Annotated in this window: 19 protein-coding genes; 12 read left to right on the plus strand and 7 right to left on the minus strand. The window is 62.6% G+C overall.

Going from position 1 to position 21,938, the window contains the following annotated elements; all coding sequences use genetic code 11:
* Window positions 1-189 precede the first annotated feature (189 nt).
* From ROV93_RS03615 to guaA, 4 genes are all read left to right on the plus strand, one after another.
* Window positions 190-2,022 carry a monovalent cation:proton antiporter-2 (CPA2) family protein gene (locus ROV93_RS03615; RefSeq protein WP_072168968.1) on the plus strand — a complete coding sequence of 611 codons (1,833 nt, stop codon included), beginning with the start codon at window positions 190-192 and terminating at the stop codon, window positions 2,020-2,022.
* A 271-nt stretch (window positions 2,023-2,293) separates the two neighbouring features.
* Window positions 2,294-3,172, plus strand: coding sequence for a bifunctional methylenetetrahydrofolate dehydrogenase/methenyltetrahydrofolate cyclohydrolase FolD (gene folD / locus ROV93_RS03620; RefSeq protein ID WP_312538554.1), 879 nt, complete (start codon window positions 2,294-2,296; stop codon window positions 3,170-3,172).
* Window positions 3,173-3,937: 765 nt separating this feature from the next.
* Window positions 3,938-5,395 (plus strand): IMP dehydrogenase, encoded by a 1,458-nt coding sequence (guaB, locus tag ROV93_RS03625; RefSeq protein WP_032958143.1) that lies wholly within the window; start codon window positions 3,938-3,940, stop codon window positions 5,393-5,395.
* 103 nt (window positions 5,396-5,498) lie between these two features.
* Window positions 5,499-7,064, plus strand: coding sequence for a glutamine-hydrolyzing GMP synthase (gene guaA, locus ROV93_RS03630; protein ID WP_005413109.1), 1,566 nt, complete (start codon window positions 5,499-5,501; stop codon window positions 7,062-7,064).
* A 77-nt stretch (window positions 7,065-7,141) separates the two neighbouring features.
* Here guaA and ROV93_RS03635 read toward each other — a convergent pair whose 3' ends face one another.
* Entirely contained in the window at window positions 7,142-7,948 is an 807-nt protein-coding gene (locus tag ROV93_RS03635; RefSeq protein ID WP_072168967.1) for a TIGR02391 family protein, read from the minus strand.
* 299 nt (window positions 7,949-8,247) lie between these two features.
* Here ROV93_RS03635 and ROV93_RS03640 point away from each other — a divergent pair, with 299 nt between their 5' ends.
* On the plus strand, window positions 8,248-8,535 hold the full coding sequence (locus ROV93_RS03640; protein WP_141653602.1) for a hypothetical protein: 288 nt from the start codon (window positions 8,248-8,250) through the stop codon (window positions 8,533-8,535).
* 92 nt (window positions 8,536-8,627) lie between these two features.
* Here the strand turns inward: ROV93_RS03640 and ROV93_RS03645 are convergent, their stop codons facing one another.
* The 4 genes from ROV93_RS03645 to ROV93_RS03660 form a co-directional block, all read right to left on the minus strand.
* Window positions 8,628-9,917: a hypothetical protein gene (locus ROV93_RS03645; protein WP_180890598.1), complete on the minus strand. Its 1,290-nt coding sequence runs from the start codon at window positions 9,915-9,917 to the stop codon at window positions 8,628-8,630.
* Entirely contained in the window at window positions 9,914-11,110 is a 1,197-nt protein-coding gene (locus ROV93_RS03650; protein ID WP_258012566.1) for a nucleoid-associated protein, read from the minus strand. Before ROV93_RS03650 ends, ROV93_RS03645 begins: the two co-directional genes overlap by 4 nt.
* A gap of 298 nt (window positions 11,111-11,408) precedes the next feature.
* Window positions 11,409-11,765, minus strand: a complete 357-nt coding sequence (locus tag ROV93_RS03655; RefSeq protein ID WP_072168964.1) for a hypothetical protein — start codon at window positions 11,763-11,765, stop codon at window positions 11,409-11,411.
* Window positions 11,766-12,309: 544 nt separating this feature from the next.
* Window positions 12,310-13,227, minus strand: a complete 918-nt coding sequence (locus ROV93_RS03660) for a LysR family transcriptional regulator (RefSeq protein ID WP_072168963.1) — start codon at window positions 13,225-13,227, stop codon at window positions 12,310-12,312.
* Window positions 13,228-13,324: 97 nt separating this feature from the next.
* Between ROV93_RS03660 and ROV93_RS03665 the strand changes: the two genes are divergently transcribed.
* The gene (locus tag ROV93_RS03665; protein ID WP_072168962.1) at window positions 13,325-14,164 is read left to right on the plus strand and encodes a type 1 glutamine amidotransferase domain-containing protein; all 840 of its coding nucleotides are present in this window, start codon (window positions 13,325-13,327) and stop codon (window positions 14,162-14,164) included.
* Window positions 14,165-14,252: 88 nt separating this feature from the next.
* On the opposite strand, the gene ROV93_RS03670 is transcribed toward ROV93_RS03665, so the two are convergent.
* A complete protein-coding gene (locus ROV93_RS03670) occupies window positions 14,253-14,828 on the minus strand; it encodes a hypothetical protein (RefSeq protein WP_072168961.1) in 576 nt (191 codons plus the stop codon).
* A gap of 398 nt (window positions 14,829-15,226) precedes the next feature.
* Between ROV93_RS03670 and ROV93_RS03675 the strand changes: the two genes are divergently transcribed.
* From ROV93_RS03675 to ROV93_RS03695, 5 genes are all read left to right on the plus strand, one after another.
* The gene (locus tag ROV93_RS03675; protein WP_072168960.1) at window positions 15,227-16,579 is read left to right on the plus strand and encodes a DUF1963 domain-containing protein; all 1,353 of its coding nucleotides are present in this window, start codon (window positions 15,227-15,229) and stop codon (window positions 16,577-16,579) included.
* 91 nt (window positions 16,580-16,670) lie between these two features.
* Window positions 16,671-17,402, plus strand: a complete 732-nt coding sequence (locus ROV93_RS03680; protein ID WP_069139953.1) for a hypothetical protein — start codon at window positions 16,671-16,673, stop codon at window positions 17,400-17,402.
* A gap of 79 nt (window positions 17,403-17,481) precedes the next feature.
* Window positions 17,482-17,961, plus strand: a complete 480-nt coding sequence (locus tag ROV93_RS03685) for a hypothetical protein (protein ID WP_227837161.1) — start codon at window positions 17,482-17,484, stop codon at window positions 17,959-17,961.
* Window positions 17,962-18,813: 852 nt separating this feature from the next.
* Window positions 18,814-19,179, plus strand: a complete 366-nt coding sequence (locus tag ROV93_RS03690; protein ID WP_255299209.1) for a hypothetical protein — start codon at window positions 18,814-18,816, stop codon at window positions 19,177-19,179.
* A gap of 144 nt (window positions 19,180-19,323) precedes the next feature.
* Window positions 19,324-20,106, plus strand: coding sequence for a 3-hydroxybutyrate dehydrogenase (locus tag ROV93_RS03695; RefSeq protein WP_072168959.1), 783 nt, complete (start codon window positions 19,324-19,326; stop codon window positions 20,104-20,106).
* On the opposite strand, the gene ROV93_RS03700 is transcribed toward ROV93_RS03695, so the two are convergent.
* On the minus strand, window positions 20,103-20,474 hold the full coding sequence (locus ROV93_RS03700; protein ID WP_072168958.1) for a DUF4180 domain-containing protein: 372 nt from the start codon (window positions 20,472-20,474) through the stop codon (window positions 20,103-20,105). The genes ROV93_RS03695 and ROV93_RS03700 overlap by 4 nt on opposite strands.
* Window positions 20,475-20,617: 143 nt before the next feature.
* Here ROV93_RS03700 and ROV93_RS03705 point away from each other — a divergent pair, with 143 nt between their 5' ends.
* Window positions 20,618-21,904, plus strand: coding sequence for an alpha/beta hydrolase (locus tag ROV93_RS03705; protein WP_072168957.1), 1,287 nt, complete (start codon window positions 20,618-20,620; stop codon window positions 21,902-21,904).
* The last annotated feature ends 34 nt before the right edge of the window (window positions 21,905-21,938 follow it).

A 21,938-nucleotide genomic window follows, 5' to 3' on the forward strand; every position in this document is an offset into this window, starting at 1 on the left:
GTGGATCTACCGACGCATTAGTAGATCCACGCCATGCGTGGATGGATGTATCGGGTTTCGGGATGATGCTGGGGATCGCTCCCTGCATCGTTCCATCGCCAAGACAATCCGGCGCAACATGCGTGCTATTGCCGTCATCGGCATTGCTCTATTGTTGAACCCGATTCTGGATCTCGGGGAACACACCGCATGGCGGTAGAAGCAGCGACCAGCGAGCTGGTCAAGGTCGTCGCCCTGCTGGGCGCGGCGGTGGTGATGGTGCCTTTGTTCCGCCGGGCCGGCCTGGGCTCGGTGCTGGGCTACTTCGCCGCTGGCCTGGCGATCGGACCGTTCGGGCTGGGCTGGTTCTCCGACCCGCAGGCGATCCTGCATACCGCCGAGCTCGGCGTGGTGATGTTCCTGTTCGTGATCGGCCTGGAAATGCGGCCTTCGCACCTGTGGAGCCTGCGCAAGGAAATCTTCGGGCTGGGGACGCTGCAGATCGTCACCTGTGCGCTGGTGCTGACCAGCATCGCCAAGCTGTTCGGTTTCCCTTGGCAGGTCGCCTTCATCGGTGCCACAGGCTTCGTGCTGACCTCGACCGCAGTGGTGATGCAGCTGCTGGCCGAGCGCGGTGACATCGCGCTGCCGTCGGGGCAGAAGATCGTTTCGATCCTGCTGTTCGAAGACTTGCTGATCGTGCCGCTGCTGGCGCTGGTGGCCTGGATGGCGCCGGGCGCGGGCAGTGCCGGCGGCGAGGGTTCGCGTTGGCTGTCGGTGGCGATCGGCGTGGGCGCCATTGTCGGCCTGGTGCTGGTCGGCCGCTTCCTGCTCAATCCGCTGTTCCGCGTGTTGGCCGAGTCGAAGGCGCGCGAGGTGATGACCGCCGCCGCGCTGCTGGTGGTGCTGGGCGCCGCGCTGTTGATGCAGCTGTCCGGCCTGTCGATGGCGATGGGCGCGTTCCTGGCCGGCGTGCTGCTGAGCGAATCCACCTTCCGCCACCAGATCGAAGCGGACATCGAGCCGTTCCGCGGCATCCTGCTGGGCCTGTTCTTCCTCAGCGTCGGCATGGCGCTGGACCTGGGCGTGGTGGCGGGCAACTGGCAGCTGATCCTCGGCCTGGTGCTGGCGCTGATGGCAGCCAAGGCGCTGTGCATCTACGTGGTCGCGCGCATCATGGGCAGCGACCACGCGCAGGCGCTGGACCGGGGCGTGCTGATGGCGCAGGGTGGCGAGTTCGCCTTCGTGCTGTTCTCCGCCGCCGCCTCGGCCGGCGTGATCAACCTGGAGATCAATGCCAACTTCACCGCCGTGGTAGTGCTGTCGATGGCGCTGACCCCGCTGGTGGTGCTGCTCTACAAGCGCATCGCGCCGAAGCCGACGGTGAACATGGACGGCGTGGACGAGGCCGACGGCCTGTCCGGCAGCGTGCTGCTGATCGGCTTCGGCCGCTTCGGCCAGGTCGCTAGCCAGTCGCTGCTGGCGCGCGACGTGGACGTGACCATCATCGACAACGATGTGGAGATGATCCAGAGCGCGGCGCGCTTCGGTTTCAAGATCTACTACGGCGACGGTACGCGACTGGACGTGCTGCATGCCTCGGGCGCGGCCACCGCACGTGCGATTGCGGTGTGCGTGGACAAGGCCGAGGCGGCTGATCGCATTGTTGAGCTGGTGTCGCACGAGTTCCCGCAGGCCAAGCTGATGGTGCGCTCGTTCGACCGCGAGCATTCGCTGCGGCTGATCCATGCCGGTGTCGATTTCCAGATCCGCGAGACGTTCGAGTCGGCGGTGCTGTTCGGCCAGGCCGCGCTGGTGGAACTGGGTGCGGACGAGGACGATGCGATCGAAATTGCCGAGCAGATCCGTCGCCGCGACGCCGAGCGCTTCGAGCTGGAGATTGCCGGTGGTGGTCTGAATGCCGGCGCCAAGATGGTGTTCGGCAATTCCGGCCAGGGCGTGCCGACGCCGACGCCGTTCACCGCGCCGAAGCGGGCAAGCAAGACGTTGAACCCGCAGGACGTGCCGGAAGAGGAAGAATAAAGCCCGGTCGTGCCGGCCGCTGGACGGCAGATACGGAAACGTTCCGACGTCATGAGGTTGCCGGCCAGCGGCCGGCACTACCGTGTGGGGAATTGCCGAAGCCGGCGGTTGGTAATGCCGGCCGCTGGCCGGCAGATGCGCGAACGTTCCGACGTCATGAGGTTGCCGGCCAGCGGCCGGCACTACCGGTGCGCGGAGTCGGCGCACGGCGGTGGGCGAGGGGGCCTGAATCAGGGACAATAGCGTCCCCGCCGCCCCACGCCTGCCCCCGATGACCGATTCCGCCCCCCAGCATCCTGCCCGCATCCTTGATGGCCGCCAAATCGCCGAGGACCTGCTCGACAGCCTGAAGGTGCGCGTCGACGCCCGCGTGGCCGCCGGCGGCAGCCGCCCGGGCCTGGCCGTGGTGCTGGTGGGGGGCGATCCGGCCTCGACCGTGTACGTGCGCAACAAGCGCCGTGCCGCCGAGAAGGTCGGCATCGAGGCACATGACTACGACCTGCCGGCCGGGACCACCGAGGCCGAGCTGCTCGACCTGATCGACCAGCTCAACGCCGATCCGAAGATCAACGGCATCCTGATCCAGCTGCCGCTGCCGGGCATCCCCGACGCGCGCCGGCTGATCCAGCGCATCGACCCGCGCAAGGACGTGGACGGCTTCCACCCGGAAAACGTCGGCCACCTGGCCCTGCGCGAGTTCGGCCTGCGCCCGTGCACCCCGCGCGGCATCACCACGCTGCTGGGCCACACCGACCAGCCGGTGCGTGGCCGCAACGCCACCATCGTGGGCGTCAGCAACCACGTCGGCCGCCCGATGGGCCTGGAGCTGCTGATTGCCGGCTGCACCGTGACCAGCTGCCACAAGTTCACCCCCAAGGACGTGCTGGAACAGGCCGTGCGCAACGCCGACATCCTGGTGGTGGCGGTCGGTCGCCCGGGCATCGTGCCGGGCGAGTGGGTGAAGCCGGGCGCGGTGGTGATCGACGTCGGTATCAACCGGTTGGATGACGGCCGCCTGGTGGGCGACGTCGGGTTTGAGGCGGCGGCCCAGCGGGCCAGCTGGATCACCCCGGTGCCGGGTGGTGTGGGCCCGATGACCGTGGCCACGTTGATGCAGAACACCCTGGAAGCGGCGGAAGCGCTGAGCTGACCTCACCTGGGGCTGTTCTCAGGTGCCTGAGGGATAGTGCGGACCAACGGTCCGCACCCACCAAAGGCGCTTCAGGGCTGGCTCGGGTGATCCTCTCAAGGTGGGTGCCGACCGTTGGTCGGCACAATGCCGGTGCACAGGTATATGAAGGCAGTGCGGACCAACGGTCCGCACCCACCAAAGGCGCTCCAGGGCTGGCCCGAGTGATCCTCTTAAGGTGGGTGCCGACCGTTGGTCGGCGCAATGCTGGGGCACAGGTGTCTGAAGGGCAGTGCGGACCAACGGTCCGCACCCACCAAAGGCAGGCCGATGACTCGCTCCTGGTAGGTGCCAACCAAAGTTGGCACCTACCACAGGCGCTCCAGGGCTGGCCCGAGTGATCCTCTTAAGGTGGGTGCCGACCGTTGGTCGGCGCAATGCTGGGGCACAGGTGTCTGAAGGGCAGTGCGGACCAACGGTCCGCACCCACCAAAGGCAGGCCGATGACTCGCTCCTGGTAGGTGCCAACCAAAGTTGGCACCTACCACAGGCGCTCCAGTGCTGGCCCGAGTGATCCTCTTAAGGTGGGTGCCGACCGTTGGTCGGCGCAATGCTGGGGCACAGGTGTCTGAAGGGTAGTGCGGACCAACGGTCCGCACCCACCAAAGTGGTAGGCGGGCCCCTGAACCAATCACCGCCGGCGCGACACTGCGTCGCATCTACCCCCTGCCACGCGACGCGAAAACAGGGTAAAATGTCGCGCTTCCCCACATCTCGGGTATGCCGATGCTGCGCATCCAGGCTGAAGCACTCACTTACGACGACGTCTCGCTCGTCCCCGCCCACTCGACCATCCTGCCCAAGGACGTCAACCTCGAAACGCGGTTGACCCGAGACCTGAAGCTGAAGCTTCCGATCCTGTCCGCCGCCATGGATACCGTCACCGAAGCCCGCCTGGCCATCGCCATGGCCCAGCTCGGCGGCATGGGCATCATCCACAAGAATCTCAGCCTGGAACAGCAAGCCGCGGAAGTGGCCAAGGTCAAGAAGTTCGAGGCCGGTGTCATCCGCGACCCGATTACCGTCGGCCCGGAAACCACCATCCGCGACGTGCTGGCCCTGACCCAGGCGCACAACATCTCCGGCGTGCCGGTGGTGGGCAGCGACGGCCAGCTGGCCGGCATCGTGACCCACCGCGACATGCGCTTCGAGACCGAGCTGGACGATCCGGTCCGCCACATCATGACCAAGAAGGATCGCCTGATCACGGTCAAGGAAGGCGCCGCGTCTGACGAAGTGCTGCAGCTGCTGCACCGCAACCGCATCGAGAAGGTGCTGGTGGTCAATGACTCGTTCGAACTGCGTGGCCTGATCACCGTCAAGGACATCCAGAAGAACACCGACTTCCCGAACGCCGCCAAGGATCTGTCGACCCGCCTGCTGGTCGGCGCGGCCGTCGGCGTGGGTGGCGATACCGATCGCCGCGTGGAAGCGCTGGTCGCCGCCGGCGTGGACGTGATCGTGGTCGATACCGCACACGGCCACTCGCAGGGCGTGCTGGACCGCGTCAGCTGGGTCAAGAAGAACTTCCCGAACGTGCAGGTCATCGGTGGCAACATCTGCACCGGCGAAGCCGCACTGGCGCTGCTGGACAGCGGCGCGGACGCCGTCAAGGTCGGCATCGGCCCGGGCTCGATCTGCACCACCCGCGTCGTCGCCGGCGTCGGCGTGCCGCAGGTGACCGCCATTGATCTGGTGGCCGAAGCGCTGCAGGACCGCATCCCGCTGATCGCCGACGGTGGCATCCGCTACTCGGGCGACATCGGCAAGGCGCTGGCCGCCGGTGCCTCGACCATCATGGTCGGCGGCCTGCTGGCCGGTACCGAGGAATCGCCGGGCGAGACCGAGCTGTACCAGGGCCGTTCGTACAAGAGCTACCGCGGCATGGGTTCGCTGGCTGCCATGGAGAAGGGGTCGAAGGACCGCTACTTCCAGGACGCCGCCACCGCCGACAAGCTGGTGCCGGAAGGCATCGAAGGCCGCGTGCCGTACCGCGGCCCGGTGGGCGGCATCATCCACCAGCTGATGGGCGGCCTGCGCGCCACCATGGGCTACGTGGGCTGCGCCACCATCGACGAGATGCGCAGCAAGCCCAAGTTCGTGAAGATCAGCGGCGCCGGCCAGCGTGAGAGCCACGTCCACGACGTGACGATCACCAAAGAGCCGCCGAACTACCGCGCCTGATGCGGGCCGAGCAAAGAGGAACGGGGAAGCACTTCCCGTTCCTCTTTCTCCATCTGCCGCCGTAAATCTGATTTCGTTTTCCCTACTGCATTGCCGGGGCGCCATGACCAACATCCATAACGACAAGATCCTCATCCTCGATTTCGGCGCGCAGTACACGCAGCTGATCGCCCGCCGCATCCGCGAGCTGGGCGTCTACTGCGAAATCTGGGCGTGGGACCACAACCCGGCCGAGATCGCCGCGTTTGGCGCCAAGGGCATCATCCTGTCCGGTGGCCCGGAATCGACCACGCTGCCGGGCGCCCCGGCCGCGCCGCAGGAAGTGTTCGACAGCGGCCTGCCGATCTTCGGCATCTGCTACGGCATGCAGACCCTGGCCGCGCAGCTGGGCGGTGCCACCGAAGCGGCTGACCAGCGCGAATTCGGCCACGCCGAAGTGAACGTGATCAACCCCGATGCACTGTTCAAGGGCCTGAGCGACCACGGCGGCGAGCCGAAGCTGAATGTCTGGATGAGCCACGGCGACCACGTCTCCGTTGCACCGCCGGGCTTCACCATCACCGCCACCACCGACCGCATTCCGGTGGCCGCCATGGCCAACGAAGAAAAGCGCTGGTACGGCGTGCAGTTCCACCCGGAAGTGACCCACACCCTGCAAGGCCAGGCGCTGCTGCGCCGCTTCGTGGTGGATGTGTGCGGCTGCCAGACCCTGTGGACCGCCGCCAACATCATCGACGACCAGATCGCCCGCGTGCGCGAACAGGTGGGCGATGACGAAGTGATCCTGGGCCTGTCCGGCGGCGTCGATTCGTCCGTGGTGGCCGCGCTGCTGCACAAGGCCATCGGCGAGAAGCTGACCTGCGTGTTCGTGGATACCGGCCTGCTGCGCTGGCAGGAAGGCGACCAGGTGATGGCGATGTTCGCCGAGCACATGGGAGTGAAGGTCGTGCGCGTGAATGCCGCCGACCGTTACTTCGCCGCGCTGGAAGGCGTGAGCGACCCGGAAGCCAAGCGCAAGATCATCGGCAACCTGTTCGTCGAGATCTTCGACGAAGAGTCGAACAAGCTGAAGAACGCCAAGTGGCTGGCGCAGGGCACCATCTACCCGGACGTGATCGAGTCGGCCGGCAGCAAGACCGGCAAGGCGCATGTGATCAAGAGCCACCACAACGTGGGCGGCCTGCCGGAGCACATGAAGCTGGGCCTGGTGGAGCCGCTGCGCGAACTGTTCAAGGACGAAGTGCGCCGCCTGGGCGTCGAGCTGGGCCTGCCGCGCACCATGGTCTACCGCCATCCGTTCCCGGGCCCGGGCCTGGGCGTGCGTATCCTGGGCGAGGTGAAGCGCGAATACGCCGAACTGCTGGCCAAGGCCGATGCCATCTTCATTGATGAGCTGCGCAAGGCGGATCTGTACGACAAGACCAGCCAAGCCTTTGCCGTCTTCCTGCCGGTGAAGTCGGTGGGTGTGGTGGGTGACGCGCGCGCTTATGAGTGGGTGATTGCGCTGCGTGCGGTGGAGACGATCGACTTCATGACGGCGCATTGGGCCCATCTGCCGTATGAGTTCCTGGGGACGGTGAGCAACCGGATCATCAATGAGTTGCGGGGGGTGTCGCGGGTTGTTTATGACATCTCGGGGAAACCGCCAGCGACCATTGAGTGGGAATGAGTTGAAAGAACGAGGGCGCCGAGAGGCGCCCTTGTTGTTTGTTGAAAGAGTTCGCCTAAATCCGCTGTTCTAGGCGGTTATTCCGTCAAGTTGGTGCTGGTTCGATCTAGCGCTTTTGCCAGCATATTGATGAATGAGATGTACTCAACGGCATTATCAGGGTGATCTTCAACTAGTCCGTGTGCCCGAGGGTTTCGAATGGCAAGCATAGCGCCGGCGAACAAGTACATCATTCCCTGCTGCTCGCTTTTTTCGCTGCTGTTCGTTTGATCGTTGAACTTCAGTATTGGTGATCTGGGGCTGAAAACAAGCTGCATGAGTTCAGTGCCGCTTGGCTCCGAGCGCATGCTTCTTAGCTTCACCAGCGCATCCAAGACTTTGCAGGCGTTTTCGACAGCCTGCGCGTAATGGCCATCTTCAAATAGCTTGAAGCATACTCGAGCGATTTCCGGGTGCAGCGACAGGTCGCCGAACGCTCGACGTCCCCTGATTGCCGGCGAGTCTTCGCCGTCCTCAAGCTTCTCCTCAAATAAATCAATTACGGTCTGAAGATTGGAAATTTCCCGCTGCCTACTTTCCTCAACACTGGCAATCACCTCATGAAATGGAGTTTCATGCATCATGTTGTAGCCGGCATTGTCTAGCGCCCCCGGACTGAATCGGTTGTACTCTAACGTGCCATGTCCGAAAACTTCTGCAAGGGTATCCTGGAGCTTCCTTTCAATTGCGTCGAGCCGCGGGTCGGACCTGTGAGTCAGCGACTTGGGGTCAAGTTGCTCAAGGTCCTTGATTCGGCGCTTTAGCTTGGGGATTGCAGAGCGCATTTGCTCGAGTGTAAGAGCAGCTGCGACGGGCGTCGCAGCGTTGGACTTCCTGGTGGCCATTGTTGTGTCTCCAATTCATACTACTGGATGTTAACGTCTGGCTTGCTGAGATTTGACGTGGGGGGGCGTTGATTGCGATTCTAGCTTTCCTTGATCCTGCTGGCGACGCACTCCAATAAGAATGCGCGGCTCGCTAGTCGCAAGGGCTCGAAGTTCGTAATGGGTCAGTGCGTTATTAGTAGATTGAGTAAAGTAGGCAAATGTCGTGAAAGGGCGCGGGCGGACGCGTTCGTCCGAATTCTCAATCCTGCATGGGACATCGGCGTTACTTGATGTCAGCCAGACCTTGGAGAAAGATCATGGGTGATGTAGATGTCGGACTAGTCAATCAGTATTTGACGCGTGTTAATCAGCTGGCTTGCAAAGCCGAGAGCGGTGCTGAAATCACCGCCGATCTTGGTAGAGTCGTTGGTGAGGCAATTGATCACTTTGCGATTGTCCACAATCCGGCTGCACAGTTGGAGGGATTCATTAGCCAACTGAAGATAAGTGCAGAAGTGCTGCGCGAGAAGTCGCCAGTGCATGCAGAGGTGCTTTCTCGAGCTGTCACCATCGCAGCCCGTGCTTCCGTAGAGCCCCAAACTTAGGGGATCAATCTAAGAGCCGTTGACATGTCCAAGCATCGGTTGCCGTAAGAGCCTGTGCCGTAAGAATAGTGTTAGACAGCTCGCTGATGCGACTAGTGATCTAGAAGGTTTGCTAAGAGTTGCATCAAGTTCTTCAGCCATTCGGGTGGGTATTTCCACGCAATGAGTGCCAATCCTACGCACGGTGGAATCCAAGCCAGCATTCGAAAGGTCAGTACCGTTCGTTTAGCGAACCTGAGTCGATCAAGGAAGGTTTCCTGCAGGCCGTCCAGCTTGCAGGAAACTTCGCCATCTGAGGCGGCTCGCGCGCGTAAGCTCTTCAGAGTGCCCTGAAATGCGCTGTCGATCGAGCCCATCTGATAGCCGATTGCCTTTGCAGTCCCGCTGATTATTAAACTAACTAGAAGGGCTCCGAGGCAAACGACAATGTCGCTCGATGCGGAGTTGCTGGACAAGATGGTCGTTAGGGCTACTAGTGATAGTGGAATGCCAAGAAATTTCGCCGCATTTTCGACAATGGATGAATTAATTTTGCCAATGAATAGTAATTCGGCGTCAAGTATTTCTCTTTTGACTCCCTCAAATGATAGTCGATCTACAAGGCATTCAACATCGTAGCGAAAGCGCGCGAGGATTCGTTCCCAATTATCGACGAGCCACTTAAATCGACTTGATGTGGTGATCTCTTCGGCGCCGATGTTTGCAATGGCTAGCCGAAACACGGCGCGATATTCTTCATTTCTTACCCTGCCAGATTCTTGGTTTCCAAGAAGGTCGGTGAGAATTAATAGGTCTGGTGCGCAGCTGTCAGAGATCATGTCGGCGCTGATTCGAGTTACTACTTCCACGGTGAGCGGCGCCGCGCCAGTTGATGCAGGCTTAACAAAGACCAGGTGCGACGGTTTGCCTGCCTCCGAAACTACGCTGCCTGTAAGGCTGAGTTCTCCAAGTAGACGAATCAATTGGCAAAGTTGGAAAACTCTTACAAGCATCGGTGGGAGAGCTGCCAGTTTGTCTTGATCGGAGACGCAGGAATTTTCGTTCGGAGGAGATTGAGAGGATAGATGGTCGATGTCAGCGATGTAAAAGTTGCCGGGAACCACGCCGCGATGCAATGACTCACACCGCCTGACGAAGTCATCTACTGATAGGTAGAATCGGCCAGACTCATTGCTTGCCAATGACCACGAGAAATCAATCGTGCCGTCATGCCAATACGGGGCGTCGTCAAAGCGCCCGAATCGGGGCTCTAGCGAGCCGCAAACATCGAGCGCCGAACGCAGCCTGTCGCAGCCGCTCCCTTCGAAGGAGAAGCGGTCTTCTATGATGTTAGGGCGCCCTGCTGCCCGATATAGTTCTACGACCGAATGGAAGGCGTTCACATCTGACCACGGGCTCGCAGTGTTTCTTCGATACCCTCGACTGTATCAGTCGGTAGGGAAGTAAGAGTAAGGGTTTTTCTTTCAACGCTATAGAGGAGTTCTGAGTTCTGTGTGCCGACAGCCGATGTCTCGAACCAAAGTCCCCAATTCGATTTCTTGGCATTAATTCGAATGTGCGCCTTCAGGGCCGCTCTGCTGAGGGTGAATTCCGCGTGGATCCCTTGCGCCTCGCTATTGAGGTAGCTCTTTAGGTCATCAAATTCAGAGTGCAACTGAGGGGCGACCTTCGCTCTTGCCGCTTGAACCACTTCGTCGAGTCGGACCAAGGGCATGTCCTCAGGGAGGGATTGCATGTAATCAACCACGCCCTGCTTGATCTCGACCTGCGCATGGGAAATGTTCGGCCTCGAGCGAACGAAGTTCCGAAGACTCCGCAGTAGTCCGGTCGTCATTTGCGAGGAGGAGGTTCCTTTTCGGCATCCAAGCGCATCAATGAAGTAGTCAGCAACCTCTTCTCTTCCTTTTCTGTTCACGAAGCAAAGATAAGTCTTCTCAATCGCTGTGTCGGACGTATTGCTGCCACTCGACTTCCCGCTGGCCGCTGTACCAGTTGGGGAAGACAACTCCGACGAAGTCGAAGTCATAACAGTTTCAGTGGCGAGATGATCGCGGAAGCGGTCCAGATTGATGCGAGCTGCTTGGTGCAGCTTAGACATGTCAATTTCCTTGATGGCAGTTGGCCGCATGTCAGGGGTAAGAGTGATGGCCCCTTTTTGCTTGATCATCGCCACGAGCAAATAGTCTTTGCCCTGTCTCTGGTAGTGACCGAAGAAGATGTGGCCACCCGTGGCGCCAGGCTTGAATCTCGCCTGATCACGAAGCTCGATCATTGCCACCTTGGAAAGTCCCATTAGTGATGTATCGTCATTGGGATCAATCAAGCCAGACACGGCGCCCGGGAAGTCGCCTTGACGAGAGGCGCGCTGAAATTGTCCCCAAAGAACTGAGTTTCCGTCTTTGCCCACCAGGTCGGCAAGCTGTTCGGCCAGCTTCAAGACCATGTCGTCGCACGGATTCAGAGTCTTTTGAGCCCACTTGATCTCTGCGGTGTTTGCGTGGGCCTCCTTCTGAAGGCTATGGATCACAGCTCCTCTCAACAATTCCATCTGGTCCCCTGACTTGGCGATTTCCAATTGCCAACTTTAACCCGTCAGGCACTTCCTTACGAAGTGCTGGGTATGAAGGCTACTCTTCTCGCTTCTCACAGGTTGAGAAGCGCTGGTCGGTAGCCCTTAAGGGGGAATGAGAGGGCCTTCGCGTAGTTTGGCATGGACATTGCTTGTCGTATTTGGATGCCTTCTGGCTTTGTCCGGTGCCGATGCTGGCGGCGGGCTCAGCGAATCGGTAAGTGGGATGGTGAGCAGTCTCTAAGTGTCTTCACTCGCTGGCCGATCACGTTTAAGGACAGAAGCTGCCAGGAGTAGGCTTAAGTCACTCCGGCCTAACCTCCCGACAAGCCCACTCAGCCAATCCCCGGCAAGCCAGAAACAATCCATCCACAATCCCCTCATCCAGATGCCGCTCTGGCTCCGCTGCTACCCGGCAGCGGTCGGCCGAATGCAGAACCTCCAGCACCGTCAGCAGCCCCACCAACGCGCGTTCGGTTCTCGCCAGGCTCACGCGGCGGCCGGGCGAGACATCGGCGTCCGGCCAAGGATGCCCATCTGCACCCTCGCAGCCACGCATGCGCTTGAGGATGCCAAGTAGGGAGTTCAGGTCGGGCAGGGGAGTCTCGTCGTTGATGGGCTCAACAACGTTGTACGAGGAGAAGGTGTCGGGTTCATTCATGGCGTCGGCTTCCGTGGCTGTGCTTAACAGCGCCACCGCGAAGAGGTGGCGGACGGTGCGGGTTCCAAACCGGGACAGACAGTTGTCAATAACCGGCGGGTCCGAAGACCCCCACGCACCGCCCGCCATAAAGGCCGACGGATTGCCCGCCGGCACCGGTTAAGGACGGTGCCGACGGGCAAGCGTAAACAACTATCTGTCTCGGGTTTGGACGCCCGCTGCCACCCGTTGTCGGTGGCGCGCCATGGTGTTTACGCTGCCGCTTCGAATGCCAATAGAAATTCGCGAAGGAATCGCGGAATCCGAGAGCGAAGAACTATTGTTGCACGTGGCATTCGTGCGGCACGCGACACCGCAAGACGCATTCGCGCAGCTGCTCTGTTGATTCCGAATCAAAGTGGCGCAATCGCCCACGCCACAAGCGCATAGCGCGACGGCCTTCTTTGCAAAAGTTCTTAGTCAGCCTCGCCACGCAACGGCGTGCGATCAGCTGCACACCCCGAAAATCGGTTCAAACCCGACACCGCCAGCGAGCCTTGGGGCTTCAACCAGCTCCATCCTCACCCGCATTCTCCACCAGCAACTCAATCATCGCCCGCGCCGCCGCTGACTGCCGCCGATGCGGCGCATAGATCACCGAGAACGGCCGCAATCTCCCGCGCAGCTGCGGCAGCACTTCCACCAACTGCCCACGCTGCAACCGGCCGCGCACGATGAACTCATAGCTCTGGCAGATGCCGATGCCCTGTTCGGCCAGCGAGACCACGCCCAGCACGTCGTCGGAGGTCTCGATGGACGAACGCGGCAGCCAGTCCACATCGCGCCCGTCGTCGTGAAAGATCCACGGGGCCAGCCGCCCGGTGCGCGGCATCACGAAGGGAAGGCACAGGTGCTGCTCCAGATCCTCCAGCGTCTGCGGCGTGCCGCGGCGCTGCAGGTAGTCCGGCGCGGCCACCAGCACCAAAGGCGCATCTTCCAGCTTCCGCCCCACCAGCCCGCTGTCCGGCAGCTGGCCCAGGCGGATGGCCAGGTCGAAGCCTTCGGCCACCAGGTCCACGTTGCGGTTGGTGATGTTCAGTTCCACCTGCACCTGCGGGTACTGCTGCGCAAAGCGCGCCAGCACGGGCGGCAGCCGGTAGTGGCCATAGGTGGTGGGCACGCTCAGGCGCACGCGGCCGGCCAGCGCACCGTCCTGGGCCAGTACGTCGCGCTCGGCGTCGTCCAGCAGGCCGAAGGCGGTGCGCACCTGTTCCAGATAGAGCCGCCCGGCGTCGGTCAGGCCCACGCGGCGGGTGGTCCGCTGCAGCAGCTGCCGGCCCAGCCGCGCTTCCAGGCGGGTGACGGCGCGGCTCAGCACCGAGGGTGTGGTGGACAGCGCCACCGCGCCGGCGGTGAACGAGCCGTGCTCCACCACCGCCAGGAACACCTCCACATCGCCCAGATAGTCGAACTTGCGGCTCATTTGGCTCTCCGGGGAATAGATGTTTTGCGATGGAGCCAATTTATCGCCGTTGTGGCTATGAATAAAGTGGCGGCCATTCCCCGATAGGAGCTACCCCATGAACCTGATGACCCGGCTGGCCGCAGCGCTGGCCCTGACCCTGGCCGCCAGCGGCGCGCAGGCCGCCAACGTGCTGGTGGTGCTGTCCGACGAAAACCACCTGGACCTGAAGGACGGCAAGGTGCTGTCCACCGGCTTCTATCTCAACGAGCTGATGCAGCCGGTGAAGCTGCTGCTGGACGCGGGCCACCAGGTGACCTTCGCCACGCCGCAGGGGCGGGTGCCGACGGTGGATGCGTCCTCGGTGACGCCGGCGTACTTCGGCAACGATGCGGCGCAGCTGACGCTGCACAAGGAGCTGCTGGAGAAGCTGGCGCTGACCTCGCCGACGGCCTCGCCGGTGGTCAGCCTGGCGCGCATCGAGCAGCAGGGTTACGCGCGTTTCGATGCGGTCTACATTCCCGGTGGCCACGCGCCGATGCAGGACCTGCTGAAGAGCCCGGCGCTGGGCCGGTTGCTGGCCGACTTCCACCAGCGCAACAAGACTACCGCGCTGGTCTGCCACGGGCCGATCGCGCTGCTGTCCACGCTGCCGGATGCGGCAGGTTTCGTGGCGAAGCTGGAGGCGGGTGCCACGCCGGCCACGCCGAAGTGGATCTACAGCGGCTACCAGATGACGGTGATCAGCAACCAGGAAGAAGAACAGGCCAAGCCGCTGCTGGGCGGCGGTGAGATGAAGTTCTACCCGCAGACCGCGCTGCAGCGGGCGGGTGCGACGTTCAGCAGTAACACCACGCCGTGGACCGGGCATGTGGTGGTGGACCGCGAGCTGATTACCGGGCAGAACCCGGCTTCGGCGCTGGAGGTGGGGCAGCGGTTGGTGGAGCGGTTGAAGTAGGGCTGCACAGCAGGTTGCCAGCTCTGGGCCGAGGGGCCAGCGCCTCGGCCTGTCCATGGAAGTGCCAACGTGGTCGGCAGAGAGGGCATCAGCCCTTCGCGAGCGCTGCTCCTGACAGATCTTCAATCTGGGAAAGGGAGTGACGCGTCGCGGTCCAATCGCCGGCGTGCCTGATCGCCACGCCTCCGGCCGCTGTCCAGGCATCACAGTTCGCTTCGAAATCGTCGATCAGAACATCGCCCGGCTGGTGCATGAAGAGAGGCTTGTGCCTGCCGCCGAGCACAGGCAACACCAGACAGGTCGCTGACAGGTGTTCGCGAACCCACTGCCGCTTCTGCATGGCAGCGAGTGGATAGTTCGATTTCGGGCAGGCCGTGAGAATCACCGGGTTCAAGTGGTGGATGCTGTGGAAGAACTCCACTGCACCCTGCATCGGCGGAAGGTCGCGGAAGAATGACGGGTGGTTGTTGATGTTCCCCCACATTTCATCGTCGGCAAGCACGCGGTGGTCCAGGCCAAACAGGGCGGGAAATGCCGCGTCGAAGTCGGCCATTACGCCATCAAGATCTACGTAGATGGTGCGTCTGGATGCACTCGATCCACCGGTGTGCTGGTTCGCGAGCGGGTCCATCATCGGTATTGACTTCACATCATCAGCGTTCATTTACGCGCTCTCCTCTCAAGAGTGGGCTTTCTTCTTCATCGGTTCCCCAGTAGCGGGGCAAAGTGTTTGGCGATTGCGACAGACGTGGCGGCAATCGCGATGCCGACTGCGCCGGCACGGCTGAAGGGGGCGGCGACCCACGGATGCCGCAATCGGCATGCTGGAAATGCGGCTTATGTCGCGGCGCTTCTTCAAAGGCCTGCCGGGTGGCTGACCTGGCCCTTGGGCAAGGTGCACGGCCCGCAGCTGCTGGCTCATTCCGCCAACCAAGGAGCAATCTGGCGCGCTGGTGAGTGGATCATCGCCGGGCGCTACAGGCAGGCCGGGTAGTGATATACCTGTGGTGCTCGATCCAGACTCAAAAGGACGTCACTGAAATGGATGCTCAGGCAGATTCAATGTACCACGCCGACCAGCGCGACCACCATGCCGAAGCCGTGCTTGAGGCCTTCTTCGCCAAGCACCGAACCCCGGCCCTGGTGCTGCAGCGTTTCTACCCGCCGGCGGCATTCCCCAGGGTTCGCAGCCGTCTAGGCGGTCTGCCGCAATTGCCCGATGGGATGGATTGGCCGGTTGGCGAGAGTTACGGCGAAGCGGCGCCGATGCACTTCCTGGCGCAGATCGATTGCGCCGAGCTGCCACGCGTGGATCCCGATATGCCCTCGCAAGGCATGCTGTTCTTCTTCGCCATGAACGACGAAGAGCAGATATGGGACACGGACGAACCGCAGCAACGCGTGCGTGTGCTGTACGCGCCCGAGGTCGCGGTCGATCAGCACGTGCGTGCGCTGCCGGACGGCATGCGGCCGATTCTGGATGAAGGTCCCTCGGACCATGCGCACCGCAATCCTGCATGGCTGCTGCCTGAGGAAGATGGGCCGTGCGTGCATGTTCAATGGCCCTTGGTGGCGCGGCACATGGATACCTGGCCGGATGAGCTGGAGCTGCCGCCGGGTGAGGAGGATCGGCCGTATTACGAGATCTACCCCTCGCGCCGGGACGAAATGCGGCTGGGTGCGGTGGTGGCGGCCACGGGCCTGTTTCCGCGCGCGGACGCCGCCACGGAATGGGAGCGCCCGCAGTCACCTGCGTGGACGTTCCCGGTGCAATGGCTGCGTTACCAGACCGATTTTCCCCAGGTAGGCATCATCATTGACCGCCTTTCGCGGGTGATCGGTAATGAACGGCGTGCAGGCAAGCGCGGGAAAATCGATTACGCCGACGTACGCGCGTGGGTGAAGCGCGCCGCCGCCGTTGGTCTGGATGAAGCCCCGGATGATGCAACGCGGGAGGCATTCCGTGAGTGGATTATCGGACAGATCAGCGACGACTTCGAGCGTATGACGCTGACCGACCTGGGCATGGGCCGGGCGTTCACCAAGGGACTGCTGGCGGCAGTTGCCTACGCGGCGGGCTCGCCGGCTGCGGCCGCGCGCATACCTGCACTGATGTACCGCCACCTGCAGGACGAACATCTGCCGTTTGATGAAAGCCTGGGCACGTTGCCTGATGGCCGCAAGCGCTGCGCCGAGACGCGGGTGCACCAGATGCTGGGGCACGTACCGCGCTTGCACGGCACCGTGCCCGACGTGGAAGGCGAGGGCGACGCGGTCTGCCTGCTGCAGTTGGCGTGTGATCCGGCGATTGACCTGGTCTTTGGTGATTGTGGCCAGGCCACGTTCTGGTTGAGTCGTGAGGATCTGCGCAACTGCAGGTTTGACCGTGTCGTGGGTGTGGTGGAGTCGCACTGATTGGGCATGGCAAGCCCGGCATGGCACCATGACGGGCTGGCCTCGTCCCTTCGGGCGGGGCCGTTTTCCCAGGGAAGCCCTCGAACACGACATGCGAACGTCCTTCTTCATCCTCTCCGCCCTGTGCCTTGGCTTGCTGTCCGGCTGTGCCAGTGGCCCGGAGGAGCACGCCTCAAGCCGCGAGATCACCAGTGCGTTCGTGGCCGACGACGGCCAGCTGTACCTGCTGCCGCGCTATGACGAGCCGATGCGTTTCAATGCCGCGCCGTTCCGTGAGTACCGCGCGCTGATGGACAGCCCGCTGCGCGAGGCGGTGGCCTGCGCCCAGATGTACTTCCATGAGGATTGGCGTGACCCGGCCAACAAGGCCAAGGTGCATGGCAGCTATGCGCTGCTGCTGCGGCCGGAGCAGGTGACGGCGGAGCAGGCCGCGCAGTTCAAGCTGGAGCGGATTGAGGTCCCCTCGCGTGAGGCCAAGGCCGTGGAGGAGCGGGCGCGCTACTACCTGCCGATGGACCGGACCCGCTACGCGCTGGCGTTTGACCGCGCCTGCAATCTTTCAAGGAAGGGCGGCAGCTATTACAGCGCGCTGTTCGAGGGCGACGGCGAGCGGGTGAAGTTGCCGGATGCTGCGGCGCTGGCGGAGAAGGGAAAGCTGGCACAGCCGATCAATGCACGGGCGCAGCGGATCCTGCCGGAGAGGGAGGACAAGCCGGGTGTGGGTTCGGCGGCCGGCAAGGTGCTCGGCGCGGCGCTGATCCCTGTGGCGGTTCCGGTGTTCGTGTTGAGCCTGCCGTTCCTGGGGCCGGATCACTGGAAGTGATGGGGCATCGAAGCCAGAGCATCCACGCATGGCGTGGATCTACTTGGGCATCGCTTGAAAGTTCATCCTGGAGATCTGTGTGTCCAGCACGCTGGAAACTGTTTTGAAGACCGTGGGTTTCATTGTGCTCGCGGCGCTTCCGTTGGTGATCCTCTGGTTCACCCTTCGGCGAATGGCAGCAAGTGCTCGCTCGTCCGTGAACTCGGGGCTGCGTTTGCATGCTCCGCGCCGGATTTCCGGCAGGTCCATGACCTTGGTGATGGTGGATGGCAAAGAGGATCGCGAGCACTACTTCTTCGATGCGGCGTCCTTTTACCTGCAGCGTGGGCCGGTGCCTACGGCGGTTCCGCTTTCGCAGATCACCTCAGTCACGCGAACGTCCGACAGGATCTACGGGCGCTATGTCTGGCAGGTGTGCTTCAGCAGAGCATCGGGTAGAAAGTGCGTGACGTTCACCAACAACCTGTCGCTGTTCAACCGCGACTTCCTGCTCTTTCTGGAGGCGGTGCGAAAGGCCAACCCGCTCGCGACCGTTGATCGAGCGAGCGTTCTCTTCTAGAGCGTGTTTGAAGTTCGGTATGAACAGTGTCACTGAAATGGCATCACAGCGCGCAGCCCATGTTCGACCGATGTGATCGATGAGAGATGGGCGTTTGTTGCGCGGTATCTGATGCCGAAGCATTCTCATGCGTGGCAGTGCAAGTATGATCTGCGATGAACACGCAAAGCCCGTAACATGGAACGAGGTCCGCTCGTTTCTGCGTGCGATGCGAAGCGTGGGCCTTGTCACCCGTGACGAAGACGCATTTGAGGCAATTGTCGAGACGATTTACGTTTATGGCATGCGGTCAATCTCTGCGGAGTAGTTCCTGATGATGTGCCGATCCACGCTGGACGTATCCCTGATTCACGCCTATGCGCTTCCTCTCGGCATATGCGTGGCAGCAGCCGTGGTTCTGATCGCAATATGGTTTGCATCCCGCTCTGGCGGGGTGCCAGCCAGGAATATTGCGCTCGGCTCGGCGCTGGCCGTTGTTGTCTTAGTTGCCTTTGGCCTCGTATATCAAGCGCGAACAGCGTACATCGCCGTTACAGATGGCCAGCTGATTGGGTCAGCAGCGTTTGTCCGACTGCAGCTCCCGCTTTCCAGTGTCTCGTGGCAGGACGCTTCCGATGCTTCAAGGATCACGCTGCCTCACCGGCAACTTGGGACCAGCACAGGGGGCGTTGAACTTGGCAAGTTCCGCATGCAGAACGGTCGCAACGTCTTCGTGCTGCGCACGGACCGTAGCTCTGTTCTCGTCACAACCAGAGGGGATACTGACTTGATTCTGGACCGACGTCTTCACGAACAGCTCAAAGCATGCTTGGATCAGGTACGTGAGACCGGCGGCCATCGAGGAAGATTGCAATGATCAGCAGGAAGTACTGGTTTACCAGGAAAAAGTACGGATGGGGTTGGGGGATGCCGTGCGCGTGGCAGGGCTGGCTGGTGTACGCAGTCGCATTCGGCCTGCTGCTGGCGGGTCCGTTTCTGTTCTCTCCATTTCGCGAGCCCATCGCGTTTCAGCTCTACACGTGGGCCGTAGTGTTGGTCCTCGTCCTCATCTGCTGGATGAAAGGCGCCCCCCCCCGGTTGGCGGTGGGGGGAGTAGAACGGCTGCAGAAGCTATTTTCGGACCTGTTCGATTTCGATCCGCCGGGCAAAGCATGGATGCATTGCCCTATGTGGGAGTCGGACAGTATCGCTAGCAGGCCACGACTGCGCCCCCTCTGAGGTGTACCGTTTTGAATGAACGCTGGACACTTCCCTCCGCGGGTACCCAACGCGTTCTAACCGTTGATTGACCAAGGTAGCGTCGCTTAAAGGGGCGCGCCGGTGAAGCTACACTGGCCACCTACGCCCAATGGAAGCTCACCCATGTTCAGTGGAAAGGTTGCGGTGGTCACCGGCTCCACCAGCGGTATCGGTCTTGGCATCGCCACGGCGCTGGCGCGGCAAGGTGCCGATATCGTGCTGAATGGCTTCGGCGATGCGGCGGAGATCGAACGCATCCGTACCCGCCTGGAAGCTGAGTTCGGCGTGCGGGTGGTGCACGATGGCGCGGACCTTTCCCGGGGCGAGGCGGTGCGCGGGATGATCGACCGCGCCGTGGCGACGATGGGCCGCATCGACATCCTGGTGAACAATGCGGGCATCCAGCACACCGCGTCGATCGAGGAATTCCCGGTCGACAAGTGGGATGCGATCCTTGCGCTGAACCTGTCGGCGGTGTTCCATGCAACGGCGGCGGCGCTGCCGCACATGAAGCAGCAGGGCGCCGGCCGCATCATCAACATCGCGTCGGTGCACGGGCTGGTCGGCTCGGTGAACAAGTCGGCCTATGTGGCGGCCAAGCATGGCGTGGTGGGCTTCACCAAGGTGACCGCGCTGGAGAATGCGGGCACCGGCATCACCGCAAACGCGATCTGCCCAGGCTGGGTGCGAACGGCGCTGGTCGAGCAGCAGATCACCGCGTTGGCGGAGAAGGAAGGCACGGATCAGGAGTCCGCCGCTCGCGCGCTGTTGGCCGAGAAGCAGCCTTCGCTGCAGTTCGTGACGCCCGAGCAACTGGGCGGGATGGTGGTGTTCCTGGCCTCGGATGCCGCTGCCCAGATCACCGGCACGGCGCTGCCGGTGGATGGGGGCTGGACGGCGCGCTAGCTGGCCGACACGGGAAGACGCGCCAGCAGGGCATCCCAATCGGCGACAAAGCAGCCGTCGCGGCCGCGGTTGCACTCGGTGATCCATGCATCCAGCGACGGGCTTTGTGCGCGGTAGGCGCTGACGTCGCCCAGTACGGCGAAGTGCAGGCGGTAGTTCACCAGCATCTGCAGCCATTGCCCGGCCATGCCGGAGCGCAGCTCGAAGAAGTCCGCCGAAAGGCGTTGCACCGGCACGGCGATCCACTCGGCCTGGTGCCCGAGGGCATCGCCGACCAGGTTGCGTAGGGCGCCGGCATCGAGCATCGGGCCCTGCGGCTCCACGCGCAGGATGCGGGTGGTGCCGATGTGTTCCAAGTGTGGGTGCATGGCGTTCTGAAGTCCGTATCGTCCTTCCAGTATGGCTATGGCAGAAGGCGACGGCGAGCGGGTGCAGCATGAATCTGGCGAACGAACGCGCTAGGCTGCGCCCGGCGCCTGCGCGACGCGGGTTTACTGTAATGGGGACGGGCATGGCAGGGTGGAAGAGTCGTTCGTTGTTGAGCGCGGTGCTGGTGTGTTCGGGCCTGCCGGTTGCAGCCGCCGAGCTGTGCACGGTCAGTGCCTACGGTGACGGGCAGGGCAACATCGTGGTGCTGGGCGCACCCGCCGCGGCACCGGCCACGGGGCAGCGTTATCTGATGCTGGACGGGCGACGTGGCGCCACCGGCGATGCCAACGCGCCGGTGAGCTGCAGCGGCGATGTGGTCAGCGTCAGCTCGCCTGCGGGGGCCACGCAGCGCTGGCAACGACTGCCCACCCGCGATACCGATGCAACTTTCACCAGTGCCGGAACCAAGCTGGTCGGGCAGTTGATCGAACCCGCCGGTCCGGCCGATCCCAATCGGCCGCTGGTGGTGCTGGTGCATGGCTCGGAACGCACGATGGCGGTGGCGGCGATCTACCAACGCATGCTGGTGGCGCAGGGAATCTCGGTGTTCGCCTACCAGAAGCGTGGCACCGGCGATTCGGAAGGCGAGTACACGCAGAACTTCGAGCTGCTCGCTGACGACGCAGCGGCGGCGCTTGCTAAGGCGCGGGAACTGGCAAAAGGTCGCTTCGGCCGTGCCGGGTACTTCGGTGGCAGCCAGGGCGGTTGGATCGCGCCGCTGGCGGCCACGCGTTCGCAGGCGGATTTCGTGGCGATCGGTTTCGGGCTGGTGGTCTCGCCCATCGAGGAGGACCGCGAGCAGTTGTTCGACGAGGCGCACCGCCTGCAACTGGATCCGGCGGCCATGAAGCAGGTCGGGCAGCTGTCAGAGGCCACCGCGCAGCTGATGCGCACGCATTTCAGTGAAGGTTTCGAGGCGCTGGCCAGGGTGCGTGCGAAGATCGGTGACGCGCCGTGGGCAAAGACGATCAGTGGTGAATACAGCGGTGACATGCTGCGCATGAGCGACGCTGACCTGCGCCGGATCGGTCGCGCGCGCTTCGACAACCTGGAGCTGATCTGGGACTACGACGCCGAGGCTGCGCTGCGCCGCCTGAAGGTGCCGTTGCTATGGGTGCTGGCCGAACAGGACCGGGCCGCACCGATTGCGGCCACGCGCACCATCCTGGGGCGCCTGCGCGCGTCAGGGCGGCCGATCGAGACCTACCTGTTCCCCGACACCGACCATGGCATGGTCGAGTTCCGTACCGATGCCGAGGGCAACCGCGTGTCGACGCGGATCACCGACGGCTATCTGCGCCTGCTGGCGGATTGGATCAAGCAGGATGTGCACGGACAATACGGGCGCGCGCGCACAGTGAGCGATTGAGCGGATGGTGGCGCAGGCGGCGGATGGCGCTCCG

Origin of the sequence: Stenotrophomonas maltophilia group sp. msm4 (genome assembly GCF_032025605.1) — a bacterium.
GTDB lineage: Bacteria > Pseudomonadota > Gammaproteobacteria > Xanthomonadales > Xanthomonadaceae > Stenotrophomonas > Stenotrophomonas sepilia.

Bases quoted from the DNA above. Each gene is read 5' to 3' on its own strand.
- ROV93_RS03680 (WP_069139953.1), top strand. From the start codon at position 16,671: ATGCGAACGTCCTTCTTCATCCTCTCCGCCCTGTGCCTTGGCTTGCTG.
- ROV93_RS03615 (WP_072168968.1), top strand. From the start codon at position 190: ATGGCGGTAGAAGCAGCGACCAGCGAGCTGGTCAAGGTCGTCGCCCTG.
- ROV93_RS03695 (WP_072168959.1), top strand. From the start codon at position 19,324: ATGTTCAGTGGAAAGGTTGCGGTGGTCACCGGCTCCACCAGCGGTATC.
- guaB (WP_032958143.1), top strand. From the start codon at position 3,938: ATGCTGCGCATCCAGGCTGAAGCACTCACTTACGACGACGTCTCGCTC.
- ROV93_RS03675 (WP_072168960.1), top strand. From the start codon at position 15,227: ATGTACCACGCCGACCAGCGCGACCACCATGCCGAAGCCGTGCTTGAG.
- ROV93_RS03690 (WP_255299209.1), top strand. From the start codon at position 18,814: ATGATCAGCAGGAAGTACTGGTTTACCAGGAAAAAGTACGGATGGGGT.
- guaA (WP_005413109.1), top strand. From the start codon at position 5,499: ATGACCAACATCCATAACGACAAGATCCTCATCCTCGATTTCGGCGCG.
- ROV93_RS03670 (WP_072168961.1), bottom strand. From the start codon at position 14,828: ATGAACGCTGATGATGTGAAGTCAATACCGATGATGGACCCGCTCGCG.
- ROV93_RS03665 (WP_072168962.1), top strand. From the start codon at position 13,325: ATGAACCTGATGACCCGGCTGGCCGCAGCGCTGGCCCTGACCCTGGCC.
- folD (WP_312538554.1), top strand. From the start codon at position 2,294: ATGACCGATTCCGCCCCCCAGCATCCTGCCCGCATCCTTGATGGCCGC.
- ROV93_RS03705 (WP_072168957.1), top strand. From the start codon at position 20,618: ATGGCAGGGTGGAAGAGTCGTTCGTTGTTGAGCGCGGTGCTGGTGTGT.
- ROV93_RS03700 (WP_072168958.1), bottom strand. From the start codon at position 20,474: ATGCACCCACACTTGGAACACATCGGCACCACCCGCATCCTGCGCGTG.
- ROV93_RS03655 (WP_072168964.1), bottom strand. From the start codon at position 11,765: ATGAATGAACCCGACACCTTCTCCTCGTACAACGTTGTTGAGCCCATC.
- ROV93_RS03635 (WP_072168967.1), bottom strand. From the start codon at position 7,948: ATGGCCACCAGGAAGTCCAACGCTGCGACGCCCGTCGCAGCTGCTCTT.
- ROV93_RS03640 (WP_141653602.1), top strand. From the start codon at position 8,248: ATGGGTGATGTAGATGTCGGACTAGTCAATCAGTATTTGACGCGTGTT.
- ROV93_RS03660 (WP_072168963.1), bottom strand. From the start codon at position 13,227: ATGAGCCGCAAGTTCGACTATCTGGGCGATGTGGAGGTGTTCCTGGCG.